Annotated in this window: 20 protein-coding genes and 2 tRNA genes; 15 read left to right on the top strand and 7 right to left on the bottom strand. The window is 68.0% G+C overall.

The features are described from left to right. Nucleotides 1-54: 54 nt before the first annotated feature. Nucleotides 55-621 (bottom strand): elongation factor P, encoded by a 567-nt coding sequence (gene efp / locus ACVWWW_RS06320; RefSeq protein WP_027082663.1) that lies wholly within the window; start codon nt 619-621, stop codon nt 55-57. A 102-nt stretch (nt 622-723) separates the two neighbouring features. On the opposite strand from efp, the gene epmB reads away from it, so the two are divergent. Both epmB and ACVWWW_RS06310 read left to right on the top strand, forming a co-directional pair. Then, nucleotides 724-1737: an EF-P beta-lysylation protein EpmB gene (gene epmB, locus ACVWWW_RS06315; RefSeq protein ID WP_027082662.1), complete on the top strand. Its 1014-nt coding sequence runs from the start codon at nt 724-726 to the stop codon at nt 1735-1737. Nucleotides 1738-1904: 167 nt separating this feature from the next. Beyond that, nucleotides 1905-3983 (top strand): EAL domain-containing protein, encoded by a 2079-nt coding sequence (locus tag ACVWWW_RS06310; protein WP_027082661.1) that lies wholly within the window; start codon nt 1905-1907, stop codon nt 3981-3983. A gap of 66 nt (nt 3984-4049) precedes the next feature. Here the strand turns inward: ACVWWW_RS06310 and htpX are convergent, their stop codons facing one another. Beyond that, a complete protein-coding gene (gene htpX / locus ACVWWW_RS06305) occupies nt 4050-4943 on the bottom strand; it encodes a protease HtpX (RefSeq protein ID WP_027082660.1) in 894 nt (297 codons plus the stop codon). Nucleotides 4944-5048: 105 nt separating this feature from the next. Here htpX and gluQRS point away from each other — a divergent pair, with 105 nt between their 5' ends. The 3 genes from gluQRS to phaR all read left to right on the top strand — a co-directional run bounded on the left by gluQRS (nt 5049) and on the right by phaR (nt 7307). Continuing rightward, the gene (gene gluQRS, locus ACVWWW_RS06300; protein ID WP_027082659.1) at nt 5049-5921 is read left to right on the top strand and encodes a tRNA glutamyl-Q(34) synthetase GluQRS; all 873 of its coding nucleotides are present in this window, start codon (nt 5049-5051) and stop codon (nt 5919-5921) included. Nucleotides 5922-5978: 57 nt separating this feature from the next. Continuing rightward, nucleotides 5979-6719 carry an acetoacetyl-CoA reductase gene (gene phbB / locus ACVWWW_RS06295; RefSeq protein WP_027082658.1) on the top strand — a complete coding sequence of 247 codons (741 nt, stop codon included), beginning with the start codon at nt 5979-5981 and terminating at the stop codon, nt 6717-6719. Between the two features lie 111 nt (nt 6720-6830). Then, on the top strand, nt 6831-7307 hold the full coding sequence (gene phaR / locus ACVWWW_RS06290; protein ID WP_036141815.1) for a polyhydroxyalkanoate synthesis repressor PhaR: 477 nt from the start codon (nt 6831-6833) through the stop codon (nt 7305-7307). A gap of 28 nt (nt 7308-7335) precedes the next feature. Here the strand turns inward: phaR and ACVWWW_RS06285 are convergent, their stop codons facing one another. Together ACVWWW_RS06285 and ACVWWW_RS06280 are read right to left on the bottom strand one after the other, a co-directional pair. Continuing rightward, a complete protein-coding gene (locus ACVWWW_RS06285) occupies nt 7336-8262 on the bottom strand; it encodes a M48 family metallopeptidase (protein ID WP_027082657.1) in 927 nt (308 codons plus the stop codon). Between the two features lie 23 nt (nt 8263-8285). Next, a complete protein-coding gene (locus tag ACVWWW_RS06280) occupies nt 8286-10133 on the bottom strand; it encodes an SUMF1/EgtB/PvdO family nonheme iron enzyme (protein WP_027082656.1) in 1848 nt (615 codons plus the stop codon). Nucleotides 10134-10216: 83 nt separating this feature from the next. Here ACVWWW_RS06280 and rnd point away from each other — a divergent pair, with 83 nt between their 5' ends. Next, entirely contained in the window at nt 10217-11314 is a 1098-nt protein-coding gene (rnd, locus tag ACVWWW_RS06275) for a ribonuclease D (RefSeq protein WP_027082655.1), read from the top strand. A gap of 54 nt (nt 11315-11368) precedes the next feature. Here rnd and ACVWWW_RS06270 read toward each other — a convergent pair. Continuing rightward, a tRNA-Ala gene (locus ACVWWW_RS06270) sits at nt 11369-11444 on the bottom strand. Nucleotides 11445-11564: 120 nt separating this feature from the next. Here ACVWWW_RS06270 and ACVWWW_RS06265 point away from each other — a divergent pair. The 6 genes from ACVWWW_RS06265 to ACVWWW_RS06240 all read left to right on the top strand — a co-directional run bounded on the left by ACVWWW_RS06265 (nt 11565) and on the right by ACVWWW_RS06240 (nt 16720). Further along, nucleotides 11565-11641 (top strand) — tRNA-Arg (locus tag ACVWWW_RS06265). Between the two features lie 91 nt (nt 11642-11732). After that, nucleotides 11733-13268 (top strand): L-piperidine-6-carboxylate dehydrogenase, encoded by a 1536-nt coding sequence (gene amaB / locus ACVWWW_RS06260; RefSeq protein ID WP_456998656.1) that lies wholly within the window; start codon nt 11733-11735, stop codon nt 13266-13268. A 9-nt stretch (nt 13269-13277) separates the two neighbouring features. Continuing rightward, complete coding sequence (locus ACVWWW_RS06255; RefSeq protein WP_027082653.1) at nt 13278-13571, top strand: DUF4190 domain-containing protein; 294 nt, start codon at nt 13278-13280, stop codon at nt 13569-13571. Continuing rightward, nucleotides 13571-14632 carry a quinone-dependent dihydroorotate dehydrogenase gene (locus tag ACVWWW_RS06250; RefSeq protein ID WP_027082652.1) on the top strand — a complete coding sequence of 354 codons (1062 nt, stop codon included), beginning with the start codon at nt 13571-13573 and terminating at the stop codon, nt 14630-14632. The genes ACVWWW_RS06255 and ACVWWW_RS06250 overlap by 1 nt, the downstream gene beginning before the upstream one ends. Further along, nucleotides 14629-15681 carry a UDP-N-acetylmuramate dehydrogenase gene (gene murB, locus ACVWWW_RS06245; protein WP_027082651.1) on the top strand — a complete coding sequence of 351 codons (1053 nt, stop codon included), beginning with the start codon at nt 14629-14631 and terminating at the stop codon, nt 15679-15681. The genes ACVWWW_RS06250 and murB overlap by 4 nt, the downstream gene beginning before the upstream one ends. A 124-nt stretch (nt 15682-15805) precedes the next feature. After that, nucleotides 15806-16720: a DMT family transporter gene (locus ACVWWW_RS06240; protein ID WP_027082650.1), complete on the top strand. Its 915-nt coding sequence runs from the start codon at nt 15806-15808 to the stop codon at nt 16718-16720. Here the strand turns inward: ACVWWW_RS06240 and ACVWWW_RS06235 are convergent, their stop codons facing one another. Together ACVWWW_RS06235 and ispG are read right to left on the bottom strand one after the other, a co-directional pair. After that, nucleotides 16721-17440, bottom strand: coding sequence for a phosphatase PAP2 family protein (locus tag ACVWWW_RS06235; protein WP_051234995.1), 720 nt, complete (start codon nt 17438-17440; stop codon nt 16721-16723). It lies immediately after the preceding gene. Next, nucleotides 17418-18683, bottom strand: coding sequence for a flavodoxin-dependent (E)-4-hydroxy-3-methylbut-2-enyl-diphosphate synthase (gene ispG / locus ACVWWW_RS06230; protein WP_027082648.1), 1266 nt, complete (start codon nt 18681-18683; stop codon nt 17418-17420). The genes ACVWWW_RS06235 and ispG overlap by 23 nt, the downstream gene beginning before the upstream one ends. A 102-nt stretch (nt 18684-18785) precedes the next feature. On the opposite strand from ispG, the gene ACVWWW_RS06225 reads away from it, so the two are divergent. The 3 genes from ACVWWW_RS06225 to ACVWWW_RS06215 all read left to right on the top strand — a co-directional run bounded on the left by ACVWWW_RS06225 (nt 18786) and on the right by ACVWWW_RS06215 (nt 21964). After that, nucleotides 18786-19091 (top strand): DUF2218 domain-containing protein, encoded by a 306-nt coding sequence (locus tag ACVWWW_RS06225; protein ID WP_027082647.1) that lies wholly within the window; start codon nt 18786-18788, stop codon nt 19089-19091. Then, the gene (gene xseA / locus ACVWWW_RS06220; RefSeq protein WP_051234993.1) at nt 19081-20454 is read left to right on the top strand and encodes an exodeoxyribonuclease VII large subunit; all 1374 of its coding nucleotides are present in this window, start codon (nt 19081-19083) and stop codon (nt 20452-20454) included. Before ACVWWW_RS06225 ends, xseA begins: the two co-directional genes overlap by 11 nt. A 70-nt stretch (nt 20455-20524) precedes the next feature. Beyond that, nucleotides 20525-21964 carry an aldehyde dehydrogenase family protein gene (locus ACVWWW_RS06215; RefSeq protein ID WP_027082646.1) on the top strand — a complete coding sequence of 480 codons (1440 nt, stop codon included), beginning with the start codon at nt 20525-20527 and terminating at the stop codon, nt 21962-21964. The last annotated feature ends 6 nt before the right edge of the window (nt 21965-21970 follow it).

The following is a 21970-nucleotide window of genomic DNA, read 5'->3' as shown; positions in this document are numbered from 1 at the left end:
CGGCGGGCCGCGGGCTTCGTCATGACGGCGACCGGTCGCCCGGTCGCGCGTTGGTCACTTCACGCGGCTGACGTAGTCGCCCGAACGCGTGTCGACCTTGATGATCTCGTCCTGGTTCACGAACAGCGGCACGCGCACGACAGCGCCGGTTTCCAGCGTCGCCGGCTTGCCACCGCCGCCAGAGGTATCACCGCGCACGCCCGGGTCGGTCTCGGTGATCTTGAGCTCAACGAAGTTCGGCGGCTGCACCATGATCGGCGTGCCGTTCCACAGCGTGACCACGCACTCTTCCTCGCCCTTCAGCCACTTCTCCGCGCCGCCCATGCCGTTCTTGTCGGACTGGAACTGCTCGAAGGACTCCGGATTCATGAAGTGCCAGTACTCGCCGTCGGCGTAGAGGAACTGCATGTCGGTGTCGACGACGTCCGCCTGCTCGAGGTTGTCGGTCGCCTTCATCGTCATTTCGACGACGCGGCCGGACTTGATGCTGCGGTACTTGATGCGGGTGAAGGCCTGGCCCTTGCCCGGCTTGACGTACTCGGTCTCCGTGATGACGCACGGGTCGTTGTTGACCAGGATCTTCTGTCCGGTCTTGACGTCGTTCATGCCGAGGCTGGCCATGCAAAACTCCTGCGGATGCGGGCCGGGCCCCGTGGGCGCCAGCTAGAATGGGTCGGTGCCGGGACGCGGATGCGACCGGCGAATCGAGCAGATCAGCCCGCAATGATACCCGCTGCCCTCTCCCCGCCGCACGCGCCCCCGGCCGTGCGCTGGCAACAGCTCTGGCGCGACGCCGTGCGGGACCCGCGCGAGCTGCTCGCGATGGTCGGGCTGGACGAGCTCGCGACGGGAATGTCGGAGGCCGCGGCCGCGCAGTTCGCGCTGCGCGTGCCGCGCGGATTCGTCGCCCGCATGCGCCACGGCGACCCCAACGACCCCCTGCTCCGCCAGGTGCTTCCGCTCGATGCCGAGATGCAGCCATCCCCTGGCTTCGCGCTGGACGCCGTGGGCGATTCGCTGGCCCGCGCAGGCCAAGGCGTCATTCGCAAGTACCGCGGCCGCGCGCTGCTCGTCGCCACGGGCAGCTGCGCGATCAATTGCCGCTACTGCTTCCGACGCCATTTCCCGTACGGCGACGAGACCGCGGCGGCCGCGGGCTGGCGCGAGGCGGTCGCGCTGATCGCCGCCGATCCATCCATCGACGAGGTCATCCTGTCCGGCGGTGACCCGTGGTCGCTGTCGACGCCCAAGCTGGTCGAACTCACCGACACACTCGCGCCGATCCCGCACCTGCGCCGCCTGCGCGTGCATACCCGGCTCCCGGTGGTACTGCCCGAGCGCGTCGACGACGAGCTGGTCGCATGGCTCGGCGGCCTGCCCTGGCCGGTGACCGTCGTGCTGCACGCCAACCACGCCAACGAGTTCGACGCTTCGGTGGATGCGGCACTGGCCCGCCTGCGCGCCGTCGGCGTGACGCTGCTCAACCAGGCCGTGCTGCTGCGCGGGGTCAACGACTCGGTCGATGCGCTGGCCGACCTGTCCGAGCGCGGGTTCCGGGCCGGCGTGCTGCCCTATTACCTGCACCAACTCGACCGAGTCCAAGGCGCTGCGCACTTCGAGGTCGAGGACGACCGCGCCCGCGAGCTGCACCGAGCGCTGGCCGCGCGGCTGTCCGGCTATCTGGTGCCGCGGCTGGTCCGCGAAGTGGCCGGCGATCCCGGCAAGCGCCCGCTCTGAAAGTTTCGGCCGGACCGGCCGATGGGTAGATAGCCGTACGCCGAAGTACGCCTCTCCGTCACAATCCGGGCGGCCGGGGCACCATTCGTCGCCCGGGAACGACCGCTCGGGGATGACGCCGACACGGCCGGCATGTCATAAAAGAGCGCGACCGCCAGGAGATGCGAATGCAGTTCGGGAAAGACGCGGCCCTGCGACTTCTGATCGTCGACGACAGCGTGGAGGCGGCCGAGGCCGTCGTCAGCACGTTGCGCAACGCCGGCATCGCGGTCCGCCCGTCGCGGCCGGAGAACGCCGACGAGCTCGCGCACCAGGTCGGCCAGCAATCGCCGGACCTCGTCCTGCTCGATCGCAAGGCCAAGCTGGTCTCCGCCGACGCGGTGCTGCAGCAGGTCGCGACCAGCGGCAAGGATCTCCCCGTACTGCTGCTCGTGGACGAGATCGACGAGGCCGGCGTGCTGGAGGCCATGTCGCTCGGCGCCCGCGGCGTGGTGCTGCGTCGTCGCAACGACCACATCGTCAACATCGTGCAGACCGAGTGGTCGGACCTCGAAGCGCGACGCGCGCTGCGCAAGCTCGAATTCCAGGTGCGCGAAACCGAACGCCGCTGCGACTCGCTGATCGAGTCCTCGCGCGATCCGATCGCGTACATCCACGAAGGCATGCACATCCGGGCCAACTCGGCCTACCTCGAGATGTTCGGCTACGAGACCTTCGACGACGTCGAAGGCATGTCGCTGCTGGACATGATCGCGCCGTCTCACGTCGAAGCATTCAAGGCGCTGCTGAAGAAGCTGTCGAAGGGCGAAGCGCCGCCGCCGCGCGTGGAAGTCGAAGCGCGCACGCCCGACGGCAACCAGTTCGCCGCGGTCATGGAATTCACGCCGGCGATGTACGAGGGCGAGCACTGCCTGCAGCTGGTGCTGCGCCGCCAGGAGCTCGACCCCGATCTGCAGCGCGAAGTCGAAGAACTGCGCCAGCGCGACCAGGTCACCGGCCTGCTCAATCGCGCGACATTCCTGCGTGCACTGGAAGACGCGGTTGCAGACGCCGCGCAGAACTCCACGCACCACGGTTTCCTGCTGATCGAGCCCGACTACTACGCGAAGTTGCTGCAGGACATCGGCCTCGACGCCGCGGACGATCTCGTCGCCGCCTGCGCACGCCGACTGCGGGACAGCGTGCCGGAAGACGTCGTGCTCGCGCGTTTCGGTGAGCACCAGTTCGCGGCGCTGTCGCGCGGCGCGAACCACGAAGTCACGCAGATGCTGGCCGAGCGCGTGCGCAATGCGTTCTCCGAGCACGTGGTTGACGCGGGCAACCGTTCGCTCAACGCCACCATCAGCATCGGCGGCGTGCAGATCGGCGAGAAGATCGCCAGCGTCACCGCGGTGCTTGCACGTGCGACGCAGGGCATCCAGTCGTCGGTCGGCATGGGCGGCAATCGCTCGGAAATCTTCGACCCTGGCGCGGCCGATCGCGCCGAAGAAGAACGCGTTCAGGCGTGGGTGGATCGCATCCGCGATGCACTCGATTCCGACCGTTTCGCCATGGCCTACCAGCCGCTGGTGAGCCTGCACGGCGAGTCCGGCGAGATCTACGAGGCCTATCTGCGCATGAAGGGCGACCAGGGCGAGCTCGTCGCGCCGCTGGCCTTCCTGCAGATCGCCGAGGAGAACGGCCTGCTGTGGGAGATCGATCGCTGGGTCGTCGGCCGCGCGCTGGAGGTCATCGGCGAGCGTATCCGCGCCGGCAAACGCACGACGCTGCTGGTGAAGATCACCGAAAGCTCGCTGCAGGACGACAGCCTGCTCAAGCACATCGAGGAGCAGATTACGCGGCACGGTGCGGACGGTAGCCTCCTGGTCGTGCAGCTTCCCGAGTCCAAGGTGTTCACCAACCTGCGCGCGGCACAGGAGTTCCAGGCGCGTGCGGCGCGATCGGGTGTGCGCGTCGGCCTCGAGCATTTCGGTGCAGGCCTGAACTCGTTCCAGCTGCTCGCGCACTTCAATGCCGACTTCCTCAAGATCGACCGCACCTTCATGGAGAACCTCGGCACGAGCACGGAGTACCAGCAGCGCCTGCGCGACATCACCGACAAGGCACGCGCGCTCGGCAAGCGGACGATCGCGGAACACGTCCGCGACGCGCAGAGCATGAGCGTGCTGTTCGGCGCGGGCGTCGACTACGCGCAGGGCTTCTTCCTCGCCGGCGTCAGCACGACGATGGACTACGAGTTCGGTTGATCGACCGATCGTCCCGAAAAGAAAAGCCCGCCAATCGGCGGGCTTTTTCGTTGCAGCGATTGACGCTTAGCGCACGACGCGCACCGATGGTGTTTCCGCGGGCATGCGGCGCAGCGCTTCGATGCGCTCGGTCAGCGGCGGATGCGTCATGAACAGGCGGCGCAGGCCGTGCGCGACGTCGCCACTGATGCCGAACGCTTGCACCTGCTTGGGCAGCGTGGTCGCCCCGTAGGTGCGCGACAGCTTCTCGAGCGCGGCGATCATTTTGTCGCGACCGGCAAGGCGCGCACCGCCGGCGTCGGCACGGAATTCGCGATGGCGCGAGAACCACATCGCGATGACGCTCGCCAGCAACCCGAACACCATGTCGAGCACCATCACCGTCATGAAATAGCCGATGCCGCCATTGCGGTTGTTGCCGCCGAGATAGCCGTCGACGATGCGGCCGACCACGCGTGCCAGCACGATCACGAACGTATTGAGCACGCCCTGCACCAGCATCATCGTGACCATGTCACCGTTCGCGACGTGGCTGATTTCGTGGCCGAGCACTGCTTCGGCTTCGTCACGGTCCATGTTGCGCAGCAGGCCGGTCGACACGGCGACGAGCGCATCGTTGCGGCTCGGACCCGTCGCGAATGCGTTGATTTCCGGGCCGTCGTAGATCGCGACCTCCGGCATGCCGATGCCCGCGGCGTCGGCTTGGCGGCGCACGGTGTCAAGCAGCCAGCGTTCGGATTCGTTGCGTGGCTGTGCAATCACCTGCGCACCGGTGGTGCGCTTGGCGATCCATTTGGACATCATGAGCGAGATGAACGAGCCGCCGAATCCGAACAGCGTCGCCATGACGAGCAGGCCGCCACTGGTTTGCGGGTTCACGCCGAGGAGGCGCATGACCACGCTGAGCAGCAGCAGGACGGCGAGGTTGGTCGCGAGGAACAGGGTGATGCGCTTGAGCATGGCGTCGGGCGTCGAAAGATTGGCGTTGCGAGTTGTTGAACGTGGCGCGTGCACGGCCGCTTTTCAATCCCCGCGCGACGCATCGTGCAGCGACGCTTCATCCGCATGACGGGCAGCGGATATCGCGGTCGGTTCGCGCCCTCGCCGACCGGTGACCTGCACGCGGGCTCGTTGCTTGCCGCGCTCGGCAGTTGGCTGTTCGCTCGACGCGCCGATGGCCGCTGGCTGGTGCGCGTCGAGGACGTCGATACACCGCGCGAAGTGCCGGGCGCCGCGCAACGCCAGCTCGACGCCCTGAAAGCCTTCGGTCTGCACGCGGACGAGGCGGTCGAGTTCCAGAGCGATCGGTACGCGCTCTACCGCGCCGCGCTCGAGGATCTCGCCGACCGCGGCCTGGCGTTCCCGTGCTGGTGCAGCCGTAGCGACTTGGCTGCGTTCGGCGGCGTGCATCGTGCCTGCGTGCGTGCGCCCGACGCGCATCGCAGCCCCGCGGTCCGCCTGCGCGTCGCCGACGGAACGCGCGTTCGTTTCGACGACGACCTGCTCGGCCCGCAGGTGCAGGACGTCGACGTCGAGGTCGGCGATTTCGTGCTGTATCGCGCCGACGGGCTGTGGGCGTACCAACTCGCGGTGGTGGTCGACGACGCCGCGCAGAACATCACGCACATCGTACGCGGCGCCGATCTGCTCGATTCGACGCCGCGACAGATCCTGCTGCAGCGTGCGCTCGGCCTGTCGACGCCCGGCTACGCGCACCTGCCCGTCGTGCTCGACGACGAAGGCCGCAAGCTGTCGAAGTCGCTGGCGTCGAACCCGGTCAACCCGCGCGACCCGATGCCGGCGCTGCATCGCGCATGGCAGGCGCTCGGTCAGGTTGCACTGCAACATTCCAGCGATGACACGCCACGCGACTGGCTCGAACGCGCCGTTGCTGCGTTCGATCCCGCGAAAATCCCGCGCATCGCAACACGCGCTTAAAGCATTCGTGCCTAGAATCACGTGAGAGGCGCAGGTCGCGCCGGCACGGAGCAACTCATGCAAAGTCGCGTAGCACTCGTCACCGGCGGCACCGGTGGCATCGGAACGTCGATCATCGAAAGCCTCGCCAACAAGGGCCATCGGGTCGCCACCAACTACCGCGACGAGGCCAAGGCCCGCGCCTGGCAGCAGAAGCTGCGCGACAAGGGCATCGAAGTGTTCCTGGCGAAGGCCGACGTCGCGCATCCCGACCAGTGCGAAGCGATGGTGAGCGAGATCGAAGGCGCACTCGGCCCGGTCGAGATCGTCGTGAACAATGCCGGCATCACGCGCGACACGACCTTCCACAAGATGTCGTCGGCGCAGTGGAACGAAGTCATCGCGACGAACCTGGGCTCGGTGTTCAACGTCACGCGACCGGTCATCGACGGCATGCGCGCGCGCAAGTGGGGCCGCATCATCCAGATCAGCTCGATCAACGGGCAGAAGGGCCAGTACGGGCAGGCGAACTACGCGGCGTCGAAAGCCGGCATGCACGGCTTCACGATTTCGCTGGCGCAGGAGAACGCGCGCTTCGGCATCACCGTCAACACCGTCTCGCCCGGCTACATCGGCACCGACATGGTGATGGCCGTGCCGGAAGAGGTGCGCAACAAGATCATTCAGCAGATCCCGACGGGCCGCCTGGGCTCGCCCGAGGAGATCGCCTACGCGGTGTCGTTCTTCATTCCCGACGAAGCGGGCTGGATCACCGGCGCCAACCTGGCGGTGAACGGCGGGCAGTACATGGGCTGGTGACCGCCGCCGCTGAAGCGGTCAGCCCGTGCGGCGGGCCGCTCCGGCGTCGCGGTTGCGTGGCCTGCCGCACTGCGTCATTCTCGGGACATCCCGCTTTCCGGTGTTCCGCAGATGGCTTCTCCGCGCGTCATCAAGAAGTATCCGAACCGACGGCTCTACGACACGGAAATCTCGAGCTACATCACCATCGAGGACGTTCGCCAGCTCATCATCGACGGCGAAGAGTTCGAAGTACGCGACGCACGCTCCGGCGACGACCTCACCCGCCAGGTGCTGCTGCAGATCATCTCCGAGCACGAGCAGGACGGCGAACCGCTGCTCTCGACGCAGCTGCTCAGCCAGATCATCCGGTTCTACGGCGACTCGATGCAGGGCTTCATGGCCACGTACCTCGAGAAGTCGATGCAGGTCTTCCTCGACCAGCAACAGCAGTTCCGCACGCAGATGGGCGGCCTGCTCGGCCAGACGCCGTGGACGCTGATGAACCAGCTCACCGAGCGCAACCTGCAGATGTGGAAGGACTTCCAGCACAACCTCGCCGGCAGCATGGGCGCGCCGACCACGCGCAAGAGCGAGACGCAGAAGTAAAAACGGGCCGCGCGATGCGGCCTGTCGATCATTGCGGCGGATTCGCGCCGCAGAACTTCTTGTAGAACGCCTCCGCCTGCGGCATCAGCGCCTGCAGGTGGGCGATGCGGTTCTCGGGATCCGGATGCGTCGACGCGAATTCCGGCGGACGCTGGCCGCCACCGACCTGCTCCATGCGCTCCCACAGCGGAATCGCCTCGTGCGGGTTGAAGCACGCAGCCGCGGCGAGCATCAGGCCCACCTGGTCGGCCTGCGATTCGTGGTTTCGGCTGTACGGCAAGAGGAAGCCGTACTGCGCCCCGGCGCCCAGCGCGCCCATCACGGCACGCTGCTGATTCGGGTCCATGCCACCCAGCGCGGCGCCCGCGGCCATCTGGCCCATCTGCACCAGCTTCTGCTGCTCCATGCGCTGCGAACCATGACGCAGCAGCGCGTGCGCGATCTCGTGGCCCATCACCACCGCCATCGCGCTCTGGTTCTGTGTGACGGGCTGGAGCCCCGTGTAGACGGCGATCTTGCCGCCCGGCAGGCAGAACGCGTTCGCCTCGTCCGATTGGATGGCGACCGCCTGCCACTGGAAGCTCTTGTAGTTGTCCGGCGCCGCGGTGCCGTTCTGCTGCGCGAGGTCGTTGGTGACATCGGGCACGCGCTGGATCAGGCGCTGCGCGATGTCGCGGATCTGCTGGCTGAAAGGCGAGCTTTCCGGCAGCAGCGCGTTCTGCGCCTGCGCGTCGCCGACCACCTGCTGGAAGGCCTGGTCACCGAGCTGCACTTCCTCGTCGGTGGACGCGCCGTAGTGCGCGGTCTCGCCGGTGTACGGGTCTTTCTGCGCGCTGCCCATCCACGACACCGCGGCGTAGATCGCGAAGCCGAGCAGGATCACCCAGCGGATCGCGCCGAAGCCGAAGCCGCGGCGCTGCATGCCGGCACCCTGTCCCAACGGATCGATGCGCATCAATTGAACTCCCGATTGCGACGTCAGAGGTCGCGCACCACCCGGAAGCCGATGCGCGCGTTCGTGGTGTCGGCGTCCAGCCCGCTACGCCAGGCCGACCGCGTCTGTGCCGGTGCGCTGGCCCAGGAACCGCCGCGCAGCACGCGTTGCCTGCAGCCCGGGTTGAACCAGGCCCGCTGATCGCGTGGCGCGCGTCGGTAGCTGGAATGCCAGCAATCCGCCACCCACTCGCTGACATTGCCGGTTACGTCGTGAAGGTCGAATCGACCGGCCGCATACCGCGCGACCGGCGTCGGCCCCCAGGAGCCATCGGCGTAACCCGCGAACGCGTTCTGCCACGGGCGCCCTGTCGGCGATCGATCGCCCGCCCCGGTGTAGTTGCCTGACCGCGCCGGCGGCGTTCCGGCGCCCCACGGATACGGCGCCTGCGAGCCCGCACGTGCCACGTATTCGAATTCCGCTTCGCTCGGCAGCCGATAGCGATGACCCGTTTCCTCCGCGAGCCATTCCGCATACGCCGTCGCGTCCTTCGCGCTGACGTGCACGACGGGCAGGTCGTCGGTCGCCGGTCGGCCGAGATAATCCTGTTGCCAGTCCACGTTGCCGCGTCGCACGAAGTTGCCGCTGCGCAGGTCGTACACGATCGAATAACCGCGACGCGTCGAACGCGCGCGGTATTTGGTGGCGTCGACGAAACGACGGAATTGCCCGACGGTCACTTCCGTCATCGACACGGCGAGTCCGCGCTCGAAATGGATCGCACGCGTCGGGCGTTCCGCGTCGGTCGCGCCGCGCTCGCCGGGCGGCGCACCCATCGTGAAGTCGCCATAGGGAATGACGACCATCGTCGGCGAGCGGCCACCGCCCTGCAGGCCGTCGGTGAATCGCTGGCCGGGCTGGAAGAGTCCGTAGTGCACCGCGAAGTCGATGCGTCGACGCAGCTCCGCCGCGGTCGGATCGGCCGCGGGTGCGATGCGCAGGATGTGCGCGAGGAAACGTCGTGCAGTCTCGATGCCGTGCAATTCGGGCAGCGCCGCGATGCCGGCGTCGCGCAATTCGCCGATGCGCGCGGCGCGCTCGAACGCGATGCGCGCACGTGCTTCCGCGACGACGCCCGCCTGCGGTCGCACGCGACCGGCGAGCACCAGCCAGTGTTCGGCGCCCGCATAGTCCTCGCGCGACGCCGCATCTTCGGCGCGACGGATCAGCGCACTCTCCGCTGCGGCAAGGCCCTGTCGCGCGCGTGCATCGGTCGAACGCAGCGCGATTGCACGACGGAACCATGCGATCGCGCCGTCGTGGCCGTCCTCGCCGATGCGGCCCGCCGCGAGGTCCGCCTCGCCACGCTCGCTGTCGCGCTGTCCGTCTTCGACGCGATCGACCTGCTGCAGGAAGCGCTCGACGTCGGGCCGCTCGAGCGCCACGACGCGCAGCACCGAGGCCGCGTGCCGTATGCGCTGCAATGCATCGGGATCGTCATCGATGTCGGCCAGCGACTCGCGCGCCTGCAGCACCAGCCCGGTGATCGAATGATCGACACCGGCTTCGGCCCGCTCGCGCATCGGCGGGTAGTCGCGCAGCGCCATAAAGATGGGCAGCGAGGATGTGTCGTCATCGGCGAAACGACCTGCGGCCAACGCCGTGTCGGCCTGCTTCGCCAGCGCCTGCGCATTGCGACGATCGACCGCGATCTGCGCCGGTCGCCATGCCGGGAGTCGCGCATCGGCCTCGCCCACTGTGACGGTCGGCGCGCTGCGCGGCTTCGCCGGGCCGGCGTCGTGGTCGCCGTGGCAGCCGACGAGCAGCGCGGCGCCCATCGCGACACCTAGCGCGACGGCCTTCGCGAGCCTCGTCTGGGCCTTACTGCGCAAGTCGCCTCCTGCCTGCGGCCGCTGCCGCCGGGTCCACGGAAAGTAGGCTATTGTCGCCCGCTCCCGCAAACCCGGCACCCGTCTTGGCCCACTGGATCGACAGCCCCGACGCACTCCGCGCGCGCCTCGCTGCACCGCCCTCGCGCGTGGGCCTGGACACCGAATTCGTCCGCGAACGCACCTACTGGCCGAAGCTCGCGCTGGTGCAGATCGCATTGCCCACCGACGACGGTGGCATCGACATCCTGCTGGTCGACCCGCTCGTGCCGGGCATGAACGAAGCACTCGCGCCGCTGCTCGCCGACGAGTCGGTGCTGAAGATCATGCACAGCCCGAGCGAGGACCTGATCGCGCTGCGCGAGACCTGCGGTCAGGTGCCGCGCCCACTGTTCGATACCCAGGCCGCCGCAGCGCTTGCAGGCGTCGGCGCGGGCCTGGGCTACCAGAAGCTGGTCGCCGAGATCACCGGCGTCGCGCTGGAGAAAGGCGAGACGCGTTCGGACTGGATGCGTCGTCCGCTGTCGGCATCGCAGCTGCAGTACGCCGCGGAAGACGTCGCGCATCTGTTCGAACTGCACGACACGCTGGTCGGCAAGCTCGAAGCACTCGGCCGTCGCGAATGGCTCGGTGCCGACATGGCGCGCACCGTCGCGCTGGCGATCGAGGATCCGACCGACCCGTGGCCGCACGTATCGATGCGCAGCGCGCAGTTCCTGGACCGCGACGGACAGGCGCGCATGCTCCGGCTGCTGCGCTGGCGCGATGCGCACGCACGCGTCGCGGACCTCCCGCGCAGCTGGGTGCTCGACAACGAACTGGCCGCCGCCCTCGCCCGTCCCGAACCGACCGATCGCGACGTCATCGCCGAAACGATCCGCGCGCATCCCAAGGGCCCGCGCAAGCTGGTCGATGCGATCTGGAACGCGCTGGTGACGCCGCTGCCTGATGAAGCCGACGCGCCGGATGCCGCGCAGGCGGAGCGTCGCGACAAGAGCCGCATCAAGGCGATGCAGGACGCGGTGTCCAAGCGCGCGGCCGAACTTGGCGTCGCCGATGCCGTGCTTGCATCGCGCCGCATGCTGGAGCCGCTGCTGGATACGGGCGAGTGGCCGGAGTCGCTGCAAGGCTGGCGTCGCGAGCAGCTGGAACCGGCGCTGGCACCGCTGCTCGCCAAGCGCTGAGCGACCCATTTCGCGCATAAAAAAACGGCGCCCGAGGGCGCCGTTTCAGTTTCGTGGTGGAGCGGAGGGGGATCGAACCCCTGACCTTCGCGATGCGAACGCGACGCTCTCCCAGCTGAGCTACCGCCCCACGAAAGGACGCGCAGTGTAGCGGCACGGCGGCTGTCCTGCCAAGCGTGCAGCGGCCGTGCGGCCGTCGCGGCCTGTGATTACCGGCACAGTCCGCGTCCGTGCGAAAATCCGCCGCTTGGGCCCCGTAGCTCAGCTGGATAGAGCGTCCCCCTCCTAAGGGGAAGGTCGCACGTTCGAATCGTGTCGGGGCCGCCACAGGAACCCTCGCCGCCTTGCCGCGCCTGCAGCCGATGCCGACGTCCACGTCGCTCGGGCCGCATGCGTCGGCCGATCATGGAGCACCACGATGACCCATCCCGTCCTCACCGCCCTCGGCCTGACCGAGCTCGAATCCGGCACGTACATCGGCAGCGGCGAGTGGTCGACCACGCGCGACGCCGGCGTGCTCGAGTCCGTCAGCCCCGCCGACGGCAACGTGCTCGCGCGCGTGCAGGCGTCCTCGCAGGACGACTACGACACCATCGTCGAGCGTGCGCAGGCGGCGTTCAAGGTGTGGCGCACGGTGCCGGCGCCGCGTCGTGGCGAAGCGATCCGTCTGTGCTCCGACGCGCTGCGCGCGAACAAGGACGCGCTCGGCACGCTGGTCGCGCTGGAGATGGGCAAGTCGAAGGCCGAAGGCGACGGCGAAGTGCAGGAGATGATCGACATCGGCGACTTCTCCGTCGGCCTGTCGCGCCAGCTCTACGGCCTGACCATGCACTCCGAACGCCCGGGCCACCGCATGTACGAGCAGTGGCATCCGATCGGCATCGTCGGAATCATCTCGGCATTCAACTTCCCGGTCGCGGTGTGGGCGTGGAACGCGTTCGTCGCGGCCGTCTGCGGCGACATCTCGATCTGGAAGCCGTCGCCGAAGACGCCGCTTTCAGCGATCGCGTCCATGAAGATCTGCAACGACGCGCTGAAGGCCGGCGGCTTCCCGGACATCTTCTTCCTGTTCAACGACGCCGGCTCGGACCTCGCGCAGCAGTTCGTCGACGATTCGCGCGTCGCGCTGATCAGCTTCACCGGTTCGACCAAGGTCGGCCGCATGGTCGGCGAGCGCGTCGCGCGCCGCATGGGCCGTTCGCTGCTGGAACTCGGCGGCAACAACGCGATCATCGTCGACCCGACCGCCGAGCTGAAGCTCGCGATTCCCGCGATCGTCTTCGGGGCCGTCGGCACCGCGGGCCAGCGCTGCACCACAACGCGCCGCCTGTTCGTCCACGAGTCGATCTATGACGACGTGTTGGCCAAGCTCGTCACCGCGTACAAGCAGCTCGAGACCAAGATCGGCGACCCGACCGATCCGTCGAACCTGATGGGCCCGCTGAATTCGCGCGACGGCGTGCAGGCCTACCTCGACGCGATCGCCGCGGCGAAGGCCGCTGGCGGCACCATTGCAACGGGTGGCGCCGCGCTCGATCGTCCCGGCAACTTCGTGCTGCCGGCGATCGTCACCGGCCTGACGAATGACGCGGCGATCGTCCAGCACGAGACGTTCGCGCCGATCCTGTACGTCATGAAGTACTCCACACTGGATGAAGCGATCGAACTGCAGAACGCCGTGCCGCAGGGCCTGTCGTCGTCGATCTTCACCACCAACCTCAAGGCCGCCGAGCAGTTCCTGTCGGCATGGGGTTCGGACTGCGGCATCGCGAACGTCAACATCGGCACGTCCGGTGCGGAAATCGGCGGCGCGTTCGGTGGCGAGAAGGAAACCGGCGGCGGTCGCGAGTCGGGTTCGGACGCGTGGAAGGCGTACATGCGCCGCCAGACGAATACGATCAACAACTACTCCGACTCCATGCCGCTCGCGCAGGGCATCAAGTTCGACCTCTGAGGCCATCGCATGAGCTCGCAGTCGATCAATGCGCCGTCCAGCCAACTCGCGGTCGCGAGCCTGGTGCTCGGCCTGCTGTCGTGGGTGCTGATACCGGTGCTGGGCGGCTTCGGCGCGGTGATCTGCGGGCATATGGCGCGGCGCGATATTCGTGCCGCGCGCGGCGCGCTCGGCGGTGACGGGATGGCGGTCGCGGGCCTCGTGCTCGGCTACCTGCATCTCGTCGTACTGATCGTCGGCGTGATCATCGCGCTCGTGTTCTTCGGCGGCCTGCTCGCCATGCTGGCCCACTTCGCGCACTGATGTACGGCCTGCTGCGTCCCCTGCTGTTCCGGCTCGACGCCGAGACCGCGCATGGCATCGGGCTGCGCGGGCTCGACGCGCTGGAACAGGCGGGGCTGCTCGGCCTCGTCGCGCGACGTCCCGAGCAGTCGCCCTACCCGGTCAACGTGTTCGGTCTCGACTTCCCGAACCCGGTCGGACTCGCGGCGGGCCTCGACAAGAACGGCGAGCACATCGACGCATTGTTCGGGCTGGGGTTCGGTTTCGTCGAAGTTGGCACGGTGACGCCGCGTCCGCAGGCGGGCAATCCGAAGCCGCGTATGTTCCGCTTGCCGCAGCATCGCGGCATCGTCAATCGCCTCGGCTTCAACAACCTCGGCGTCGACGCGCTGGTGCGTAACGTCGAGGCACTGCGCAGTCGTCGCGGCATCCTCGGCATCAACATCGGCAAGAACAAGGACACGCCCAACGAGTCCGCGCAGGACGATTACCTGCACTGCCTCGAACGCGTCTATCCGCTCGCCGACTACATCACCATCAACATCTCGTCGCCGAATACCGCCGGCCTGCGCGAGCTGCAGGAAGAACAACAGCTGCGACGCCTGATCGGCACGCTGCGCGATGAGCAGGAGCGCCTCGGCGCGAAACACGGAAAACGCGTGCCGATGCTGGTGAAAGTTGCGCCGGATCTTTCGGACGACGACATCGAAGCGGCGGCGCGCGTGTTGGCGGACTTGCAGGTCGACGGTGTGATCGCGACCAATACGACGATCTCGCGCGAAGGCGTCGAGGACTCGCCGCATGCGGAGCAGACCGGTGGTCTGTCGGGTGCGCCGCTGATGCCGCAGGCGACCTACGTGCTGCGTCGGCTTCGAACGCGTATGCCCGAGTCGATCCCGCTGATGGGCGTGGGCGGCATTCTGTCCGGCGCCGACGCAGTCGCAAAGATGGCGGCGGGCGCGAGCCTGGTGCAGTGCTACACGGGCTTCATCTATCGCGGGCCGATCCTCGTGCGCGAATGCGTCGCCGCGATCCGCCGCCGCAAGGAAGCGCCGAGCCGCGGGCACATGCCGCCGACATGACCGATCCGATCCCCGGCGTGCGCATCACGCGCGACGCTGATCTGCGCAAGCTCAATACCTTCGGCGTCGACGCACGCGCGCCTTGGCTCGTCGAAGTCGACGACGCCTCGCGCCTCGCGGACGTCTTCGCAGACATTCCTTTGTCCGGCACGACGCCGCTGGTGCTCGGCGGTGGCAGCAACGTGCTGTTCGTCGGCGCACCGAGCGAGCCCGTGCTGCGGCTTACCGGCACGCGCATCCGCCTGATCGACGACGACGGCACGACCGTCCGCATCAAAGTCGACGCAGGCTTCGGCTGGCACCAACTCGTCATGCGCACGCTCGACGACGGCCTCACGGGCCTCGAGAATCTCGCGCTGATTCCAGGCACCGCGGGCGCCGCGCCCATCCAGAACATCGGCGCGTACGGCGTCGAAGTCCGCGAGCTGATCGACGCGGTGCATGCATTCGAACCGGCGACCGGCCGGCACGTGCGGCTGTCGAACGAGGAATGCGGCTTCGCCTATCGCGACAGCGTGTTCAAGCACGAGCCGTCGCGATACATCGTCACGGCGGTCGAGTTCCGGCTGCGCGGCGGCGGCGCGCCGAACCTCAGCTATGCCGGCATCGCGGACGAACTTGCGGAGCGCGGTGTCAACTCGCCGACAGCGCGCGATGTGGCCGAGGCGGTCATCGCGATTCGCCGTCGCAAGCTGCCGGACCCGGCGATCGTCGGCAATGCGGGCAGCTTCTTCAAGAACCCGATCGTGTCCGCGGATGTCGCCGACACGCTGCTCGCCGAGCATCCGCAGCTGCCGGCTTTCGCGGCGGGTGACGGGCTGCGCAAGTTGTCCGCCGCCTGGCTGATCGACAGTGCCGGACTGCGCGGTTATCGCGATGGTGACGCGGGTGTGTCGCCGGGCCACGCCCTGGTGCTGGTGAATCATGGCGGTGCCAGCGGCGCGGATCTGTTGCGTGTCGCACGGCATGTGGCATCGACGGTGCGCGACCGCTACGGCATTGCGCTCGAGCCGGAACCGAGATTGATCGGCGGCAGCTGGGCCGAGTGACGCTACGTGCGGCCCGCGTCGTTGAAGCGCTGCCACCCTGGCCCGTGCCTTTCGACGCGCCCAAGTCCCACAACGTGATGCACCGTCGCGATCGCGCGCAGTGTATCGGCCATCCTTGCCGCCCATGACGTCCTCCCCCCGCACCACGCCGGTCATGCGCGCCGCGCTGCTCATGTTGGTGAGCACGCTGTTCTTCGGTCTGATGGCGATCACGATCCGCTATGCGTCGCGCACGCTGCCGGCATTCGAGATCGCGTTCTGGCGCAACAGCTTCGGCCTGATCGCGCTGATGCCGCTGCTGCTTCGAAGCGGCGCATCGATGCGGACGCGTCAGCTGCCTAAATACCTCGTGCGCAGCGCGATCGGCATCGGTTCGATGCTCTGCTCGTTCTGGGCGATCGGCCACCTGCCGCTGTCGCAGGCGATTTCGCTTTCCTATTCGACACCCTTGTTCGTCACGATCGCCGCGGTGATCTGGCTCGGCGAAGTGGTGCGACGACGCCGCTGGACCGCTGTCATCCTCGGTTTCATCGGCGTCATGGTGATCGTGCGCCCCGGCACCAGCGGGTTTACGCATGCGTCGCTGATCGCGCTCGCCGCCGCGGTCCTGAGCGCGGTGGTCGCGATCCAGATCAAGCAGCTCTCCCGCATCGATTCGCCCGACACAATCGTCTTCTACACCTACGTGTTCTGGGTGCCGCTGTCGCTGATCCCCGCGTTGTTCGTCTGGGTGTGGCCCGCGCCCGACGTGTGGGTCTGGCTCGTCCTCACCGGCCTATTTGGCACCGGAGGGCAACTGCTGTGGGCGCGCGCATTGAAGATCGGGGACGTCTCCGCGTTGACGCCGATCAGCTTCATGCAGCTGCCCGTGGTCAGCGTCGCCGCGTACTTCCTGTTCGGCGAGAAGCTCGATCGCTACACCGTCATCGGCGCGCTGATCATCTTCGGCGCGAACGCCTACATCGCACGTCGCGAAGCACAGCTCGCGCGGCGGGCTGCGACGACGGCGCCGGTCGAGGCGGCGCATCCGCAGGAATAGTCAGACCTTCGTCGTTCCCGTCAGCAACCCCCGCCGAAACGCGATGAACCGCACCCCCAGGGTCCAGGCGATCGCGGCCGACCAACCGGCGAGTACGTCTGACGGGTAATGCACGCCGAGATACACGCGCGACACGCCGACACCGATCGCGAACAACGTGCCGAGCACGACCACCGGCCACCGCCAGCGCGTGTCCCAGACGAGGCAGGCCAGCACGCAGGCGAGCGTCGCCGAACCCATCGCATGTCCGCTGGGGAAGCTGTACGTCGCTTCCGGCGCGATGGGGATCCACAGCGACGGACGCGCACGCGCGAACACGTGCTTGGCCGCGACGTTCAACAGCGCGGAGCCGCCGAGCGCGATGGCGGCGAAGGTCGCGCTGCGCGAATGGCGACGGAACGCGAGGAACAGTACGAGCGCGATGTCGAACGGCACGACGCCGCCGGAATAGCCGACGGCCGACAGCGCGAGGAACACGCGGTCCGCTGCCTGGCTCGACATCGCATGCAGCCCTTCGAGGATCGGCACGTCGAAGAAGAACGGCTGGCCGGCCGCGAGATCCTCGGCCAATTCGCCGAAGCCCCACAGGGGCAGCGCGACGCAGGCGAACACGAGCGCGAGGCGCAGCCCGTGGCGCTGGACAACCTTCTTGCCGACCTCGGCCTGTTCGGCCACGGCTGCGGCAGGACGCGGCGCCTCAGCCTTCGGCGGTGACTCCATAACGACGCTCCACGTATCGATCGATCAGGTCGACGAAATCGTCGGCGATGCGATCACCGCGGAGCGTGACGGTCTTTTCGCCGTCCTCGAAAACCGGTGCGGACGGCGCCTCGCCCGTACCCGGCAGCGAGATACCGATGTTCGCGTGGCGCGATTCGCCCGGGCCGTTCACCACGCAGCCCATCACCGCGAGCGTGAGGTTCTCCGCGCCCGGATGCGTGATCTTCCACTCGGGCATCTTGTCGCGAACATGCGACTGCACCTTCTGCGCGAGTTCCTGGAAGAACGTGCTGGTCGTGCGCCCGCAGCCGGGGCATGCGGTCACCATCGGCGTGAACGCACGCAGTCCCATCGTCTGCAGCAGTTCCTGCGCGACGATGACTTCGTTCGTGCGCGACTGGCCCGGCTCCGGCGTCAGCGAAATGCGGATGGTGTCGCCGATGCCTTCCTGCAGCAGCACGGCGAGCGCCGCGCTCGACGCGACGATGCCCTTGCTACCGATGCCGGCTTCGGTCAGGCCGAGGTGCAACGCGTAATCGCCGCGCGTCGCGAGTTCGCGATACACGGCGATGAGTTCCTGCACGCCGCTGACCTTCGCGCTCAGCACGATGCGTTCGCGCGGCAGGCCCAGTTCTTCGGCGCGTGCGGCCGAGTCGAGCGCGCTGCGGATCAGCGCTTCGCGCAGCACGCGGCCGGCATCCCAGGGATCAGCGCGTTGTGCGTTCTCGTCCATCAGCACGGCGGCGAGCGACTGGTCGAGCGAGCCCCAGTTCGCGCCAATGCGCACCGGCTTGCCGTAGCGGATCGCGAACTCGATGAGCTGCGCGAACTGCGTGTCGCGCTTCTTGCCGAAGCCGACGTTGCCTGGATTGATGCGGTACTTCGCGAGCGCTTCGGCACACGCCGGCTCGCCCGCGAGCAGCTGATGGCCGTTGTAGTGGAAGTCGCCGATCAGCGGCACGCCGACGCCCATCATGTCGAGCCGCTCGCGGATGCGCGGCACGGCGGCGGCGGCCTCGGCGGTGTTCACCGTGATGCGCACGAGCTCGGATCCCGCGCGCCACAGTTCGGCGACCTGCTTGGTCGTCGACGCGATGTCCGACGTGTCGGTGTTCGTCATCGACTGCACGACCACCGGCGCCCCGCCCCCGACGTGCACGCCGCCGATCACGACGTCGCGCGTGACGCGTCGCGGCTGGGGACCGAAGGCGGAGGAATCGTGCGGGGCGGGCGTCAGGCTCATGCCGCAATTGTAAGTCGCCGCCCACTGGCAGCTTGAACGGTGTGTCACATGCCTTGCCCTCACGCCCGCCCGACCTATCCTTGCGGCTCGCACGAGGTGCCCATGCCCGCCGCCCACGCCCGAATCGCCACCGAGGAAGCCAGCCGCCTGATCAAGCGGCTCTGCACCCACTGGCGCCACAAGTTCGCGGTCGAATTCGACGAAACGCACGGCCGCGTGCCGTTCGATGCGTCGACCGCCGCGACCCTGAACGCCCGCGACGGGCAACTGGACGTGCGTGTCGAGGCTGAGGACGCCGAGCGGCTCGCGCGGATGCAGGACGTCGTCGCCGAGCACCTTCAGCGCATGGCCCGCGCCGAGCAGCCGCTGCAGATCGACTGGCAGCCGGGAGAGCCGGATGTGGCGTGACGCCCCGGCCGACGACGCGACCCCGGCCCCGCGCGACGTCTTCACCCCCAGCCAGCTCAACACGCTGGCGCGAGACATGCTCGAGACCACGTTCGGCTCGGTGTGGATCGAAGGCGAGCTGGGCAACGTGTCGAAGCCGGCGTCGGGCCATCTCTACTTCACGATCAAGGACGCGCGCGCGCAGATCCGCTGCGCCATGTTCAAGCCCAAGAGCTCGTGGCTGCGTTTCCAGCCGCGCGAGGGCCTGCACGTGCTTGGTCGCGGCCGGCTGACGCTGTACGAAGCGCGCGGCGAGTACCAGCTGGTGCTCGACCACATGGAGGAAGCGGGCGAAGGCGCGCTGCGTCGCGCGTTCGACGAGATGAAGGCGCGGCTCGCGGCCGAGGGTCTGTTCGACCCCGACCGCAAGCGTCCCCTGCCCGCCTTCCCGGCGCGCATCGGCGTGGTGACCTCGCCCAGCGGCGCGGCGATCCGCGACGTGCTGAGCGTGCTCGCGCGACGCTTTCCGCTGGTCGAGGTCGACGTGCTTCCGGTGCAGGTGCAGGGCACGGGCTCTGCGCCGCAGATCGTCGAGATGCTGCAGCGTGCGGGCGCGAGCGGCCGCTACGACGTGCTGATGCTGACGCGCGGCGGCGGATCGCTCGAAGACCTGTGGTCGTTCAACGAGGAGATCGTCGCGCGCGCCGTGGCCGCCAGCCAGGTGCCGGTGATCTGTGCGGTCGGCCATGAAACCGACTTCTGCCTGGCCGAGTTCGCGTCCGACCGACGCGCGCCGACGCCATCGGTCGCCGCGGAATTGCTGGTACCCAATCGCGACGATCTCGCGCGTCGTGTCGATGCCTTGCAGCGTCGCCTGCATGCGCGGCAAGCGCAGATCCTGCGCGATGCCATGCAGCGCACCGATCGCGCGGCACTCAAACTCAATTCGCTGCGACCGCAGGCGTACGTGCAGATGCTCTGTCGTCGACAGGCTGAAGCATTCCGTCGCCTCGACGTCGCGTGGAAGCGTCGTCTCGAGCGCGAGCATGCGCGGTTGCGCCATGCGGATGCGATCCTGCGTGCGCGGCATCCGGAGCGCCGCCTTACGCGGTTGCGCGAACGCATGGCCGCGGTCGCGAATCGGCCGCAGGCCGCGATTGCACGCCGCCTTTCGCACGAAGCGATGCGCCTGCGCGGCATTGCGCGCTCACTGGAAGCGGTGAGCCCGCTCGCGACGGTTGCGCGCGGTTACAGCATCCTTCGACGAACGGATGGGACGATCGTCCGCCACGTTGCCGATGTCGCCGCCGGCGATGCGGTCACCGCACGCGTGCGCGACGGCGAACTCGGCTTGCGCGTCGAATCGCGCACCGCTCGGGAATGACGCCCGCGGCTTGACGCTATCCAACAACGACAGGTGCATCATCGGCGCTCCGCGACCGACCGGTGCCGCCATGTCTGCTCCGCGCCTTCCGATCTACATCGCCGGCCAGCCCATCACCACGGACGACTGGCTCGACGTCACCGACAAATACAGCGGCAAGGTCGCCGCGCAGGTCGCGCGTGCGAGCGCTGCGCAAGTCGAGCAGGCGATCGCTTCGGCGCACGGTGCGCGTGCGGCGATGGCGGCCTTCCCACCGGACGCGCGTCGCGACGTACTCGAGCATTGCGTGCAGCGATTCACCGAGCGTCGCGAGGAACTCGCCGACCTGCTCTGCACCGAAGCCGGCAAGCCGATCCGCGATTCGCGCGGCGAGGTCGACCGCCTGATCGACACGTTCCGCATCGCCGCTGGCGAAGCCACGCGCATCGGTGGCGACGTGCTGGAGATGCAGGTGTCGCCGCGCGCACGCGGCTTCCGCGGCATGACGCGACGCGTTCCGATCGGCGCGTGCAGCCTGATCACTCCGTTCAACTTCCCGCTCAACCTCGTCGCGCACAAGGTCGCACCGGCGATCGCGGCGGGCTGCCCGTTCGTGCTCAAGCCGTCGGAACGCACGCCGCTGGGCGCACGCGTGCTGGGCGAAATACTCGCGGAAACCGATCTGCCGCGCGAAGCCTGGTCTGTCCTCGTCTGCGACACCGCCGCGTCCGCGCCACTGGTCGACGATCCGCGCATCGCATTCCTGAGCTTCACTGGCGGTCCTATCGGCTGGGACCTGCGTGCGCGCGCCGGCCGTAAGAAGGTTGCGCTGGAACTCGGCGGCAATGCGGCCTGCATCGTTGACGAAGACCCAGGCGTGCCGTTCGACCACCTCGTCAAACGCCTCGTATTCGGCGCGTATTACCAGAGCGGGCAGAGCTGCATCAGCGTGCAGCGGATCATCGCGCACCGTGCCATCGCCGACCGCCTGTCGACGGCGCTTGCCGATGCCGTGCGCGCACTGCGTTGCGGCGATCCGCACGACGAGTCCACCGACATCGGTCCGGTGATCGACGATGCATCCGCTACGCGCCTCACCGAATGGATCGATGCCGCGCGCGCCGGCGGCGCACGCGTGCTCACGGAAGGCCGCCGCGATGGCACGATGGTCGCGCCGTGGCTGCTCGCCGACGTCGCGCACGATGCGAAGCTCTATCGCGAGGAAGCATTCGGCCCGGTTGCGGTCGTGGAAACCATCGACACCTTCGACGCCGCGCTAGATCGCGCCAACGACTCGCACTACGGCCTGCAGTGCGGCGTGTTCACCGCGAGGGTCGATCACGCGATGAAGGCCTGGGATCGGCTCGAGGTCGGCGGCGTTGTCGTGGGCGACGTGCCGAGCGTGCGCGTCGACAACATGCCCTACGGCGGCGTCAAGGATTCCGGTGTCGGCCGCGAAGGCGTGCGTTCGACCATCGACGAAATGACGGAAGTGCGGCTGCTCGTCATCAAGGATCCGCCGACGCAGTAACCATAT

The organism is Lysobacter sp. HA18 (assembly GCF_054057595.1).
Note: the sequence above shows the minus strand (reverse complement) of the source record. Positions and strands in the feature narration are given on the sequence as shown.

What these genes read in the sequence shown, in the direction of transcription:
- efp (WP_027082663.1), bottom strand. Translation starts at nt 621, where the DNA reads ATGGCCAGCCTCGGCATGAACGACGTCAAGACCGGACAGAAGATCCTG.
- epmB (WP_027082662.1), top strand. Translation starts at nt 724, where the DNA reads ATGATACCCGCTGCCCTCTCCCCGCCGCACGCGCCCCCGGCCGTGCGC.
- ACVWWW_RS06310 (WP_027082661.1), top strand. Translation starts at nt 1,905, where the DNA reads ATGCAGTTCGGGAAAGACGCGGCCCTGCGACTTCTGATCGTCGACGAC.
- htpX (WP_027082660.1), bottom strand. Translation starts at nt 4,943, where the DNA reads ATGCTCAAGCGCATCACCCTGTTCCTCGCGACCAACCTCGCCGTCCTG.
- gluQRS (WP_027082659.1), top strand. Translation starts at nt 5,049, where the DNA reads ATGACGGGCAGCGGATATCGCGGTCGGTTCGCGCCCTCGCCGACCGGT.
- phbB (WP_027082658.1), top strand. Translation starts at nt 5,979, where the DNA reads ATGCAAAGTCGCGTAGCACTCGTCACCGGCGGCACCGGTGGCATCGGA.
- phaR (WP_036141815.1), top strand. Translation starts at nt 6,831, where the DNA reads ATGGCTTCTCCGCGCGTCATCAAGAAGTATCCGAACCGACGGCTCTAC.
- ACVWWW_RS06285 (WP_027082657.1), bottom strand. Translation starts at nt 8,262, where the DNA reads ATGCGCATCGATCCGTTGGGACAGGGTGCCGGCATGCAGCGCCGCGGC.
- amaB (WP_456998656.1), top strand. Translation starts at nt 11,733, where the DNA reads ATGACCCATCCCGTCCTCACCGCCCTCGGCCTGACCGAGCTCGAATCC.
- ACVWWW_RS06255 (WP_027082653.1), top strand. Translation starts at nt 13,278, where the DNA reads ATGAGCTCGCAGTCGATCAATGCGCCGTCCAGCCAACTCGCGGTCGCG.
- ACVWWW_RS06250 (WP_027082652.1), top strand. Translation starts at nt 13,571, where the DNA reads ATGTACGGCCTGCTGCGTCCCCTGCTGTTCCGGCTCGACGCCGAGACC.
- murB (WP_027082651.1), top strand. Translation starts at nt 14,629, where the DNA reads ATGACCGATCCGATCCCCGGCGTGCGCATCACGCGCGACGCTGATCTG.
- ACVWWW_RS06240 (WP_027082650.1), top strand. Translation starts at nt 15,806, where the DNA reads ATGACGTCCTCCCCCCGCACCACGCCGGTCATGCGCGCCGCGCTGCTC.
- ACVWWW_RS06235 (WP_051234995.1), bottom strand. Translation starts at nt 17,440, where the DNA reads ATGGAGTCACCGCCGAAGGCTGAGGCGCCGCGTCCTGCCGCAGCCGTG.
- ispG (WP_027082648.1), bottom strand. Translation starts at nt 18,683, where the DNA reads ATGAGCCTGACGCCCGCCCCGCACGATTCCTCCGCCTTCGGTCCCCAG.
- ACVWWW_RS06225 (WP_027082647.1), top strand. Translation starts at nt 18,786, where the DNA reads ATGCCCGCCGCCCACGCCCGAATCGCCACCGAGGAAGCCAGCCGCCTG.
- xseA (WP_051234993.1), top strand. Translation starts at nt 19,081, where the DNA reads ATGTGGCGTGACGCCCCGGCCGACGACGCGACCCCGGCCCCGCGCGAC.
- ACVWWW_RS06215 (WP_027082646.1), top strand. Translation starts at nt 20,525, where the DNA reads ATGTCTGCTCCGCGCCTTCCGATCTACATCGCCGGCCAGCCCATCACC.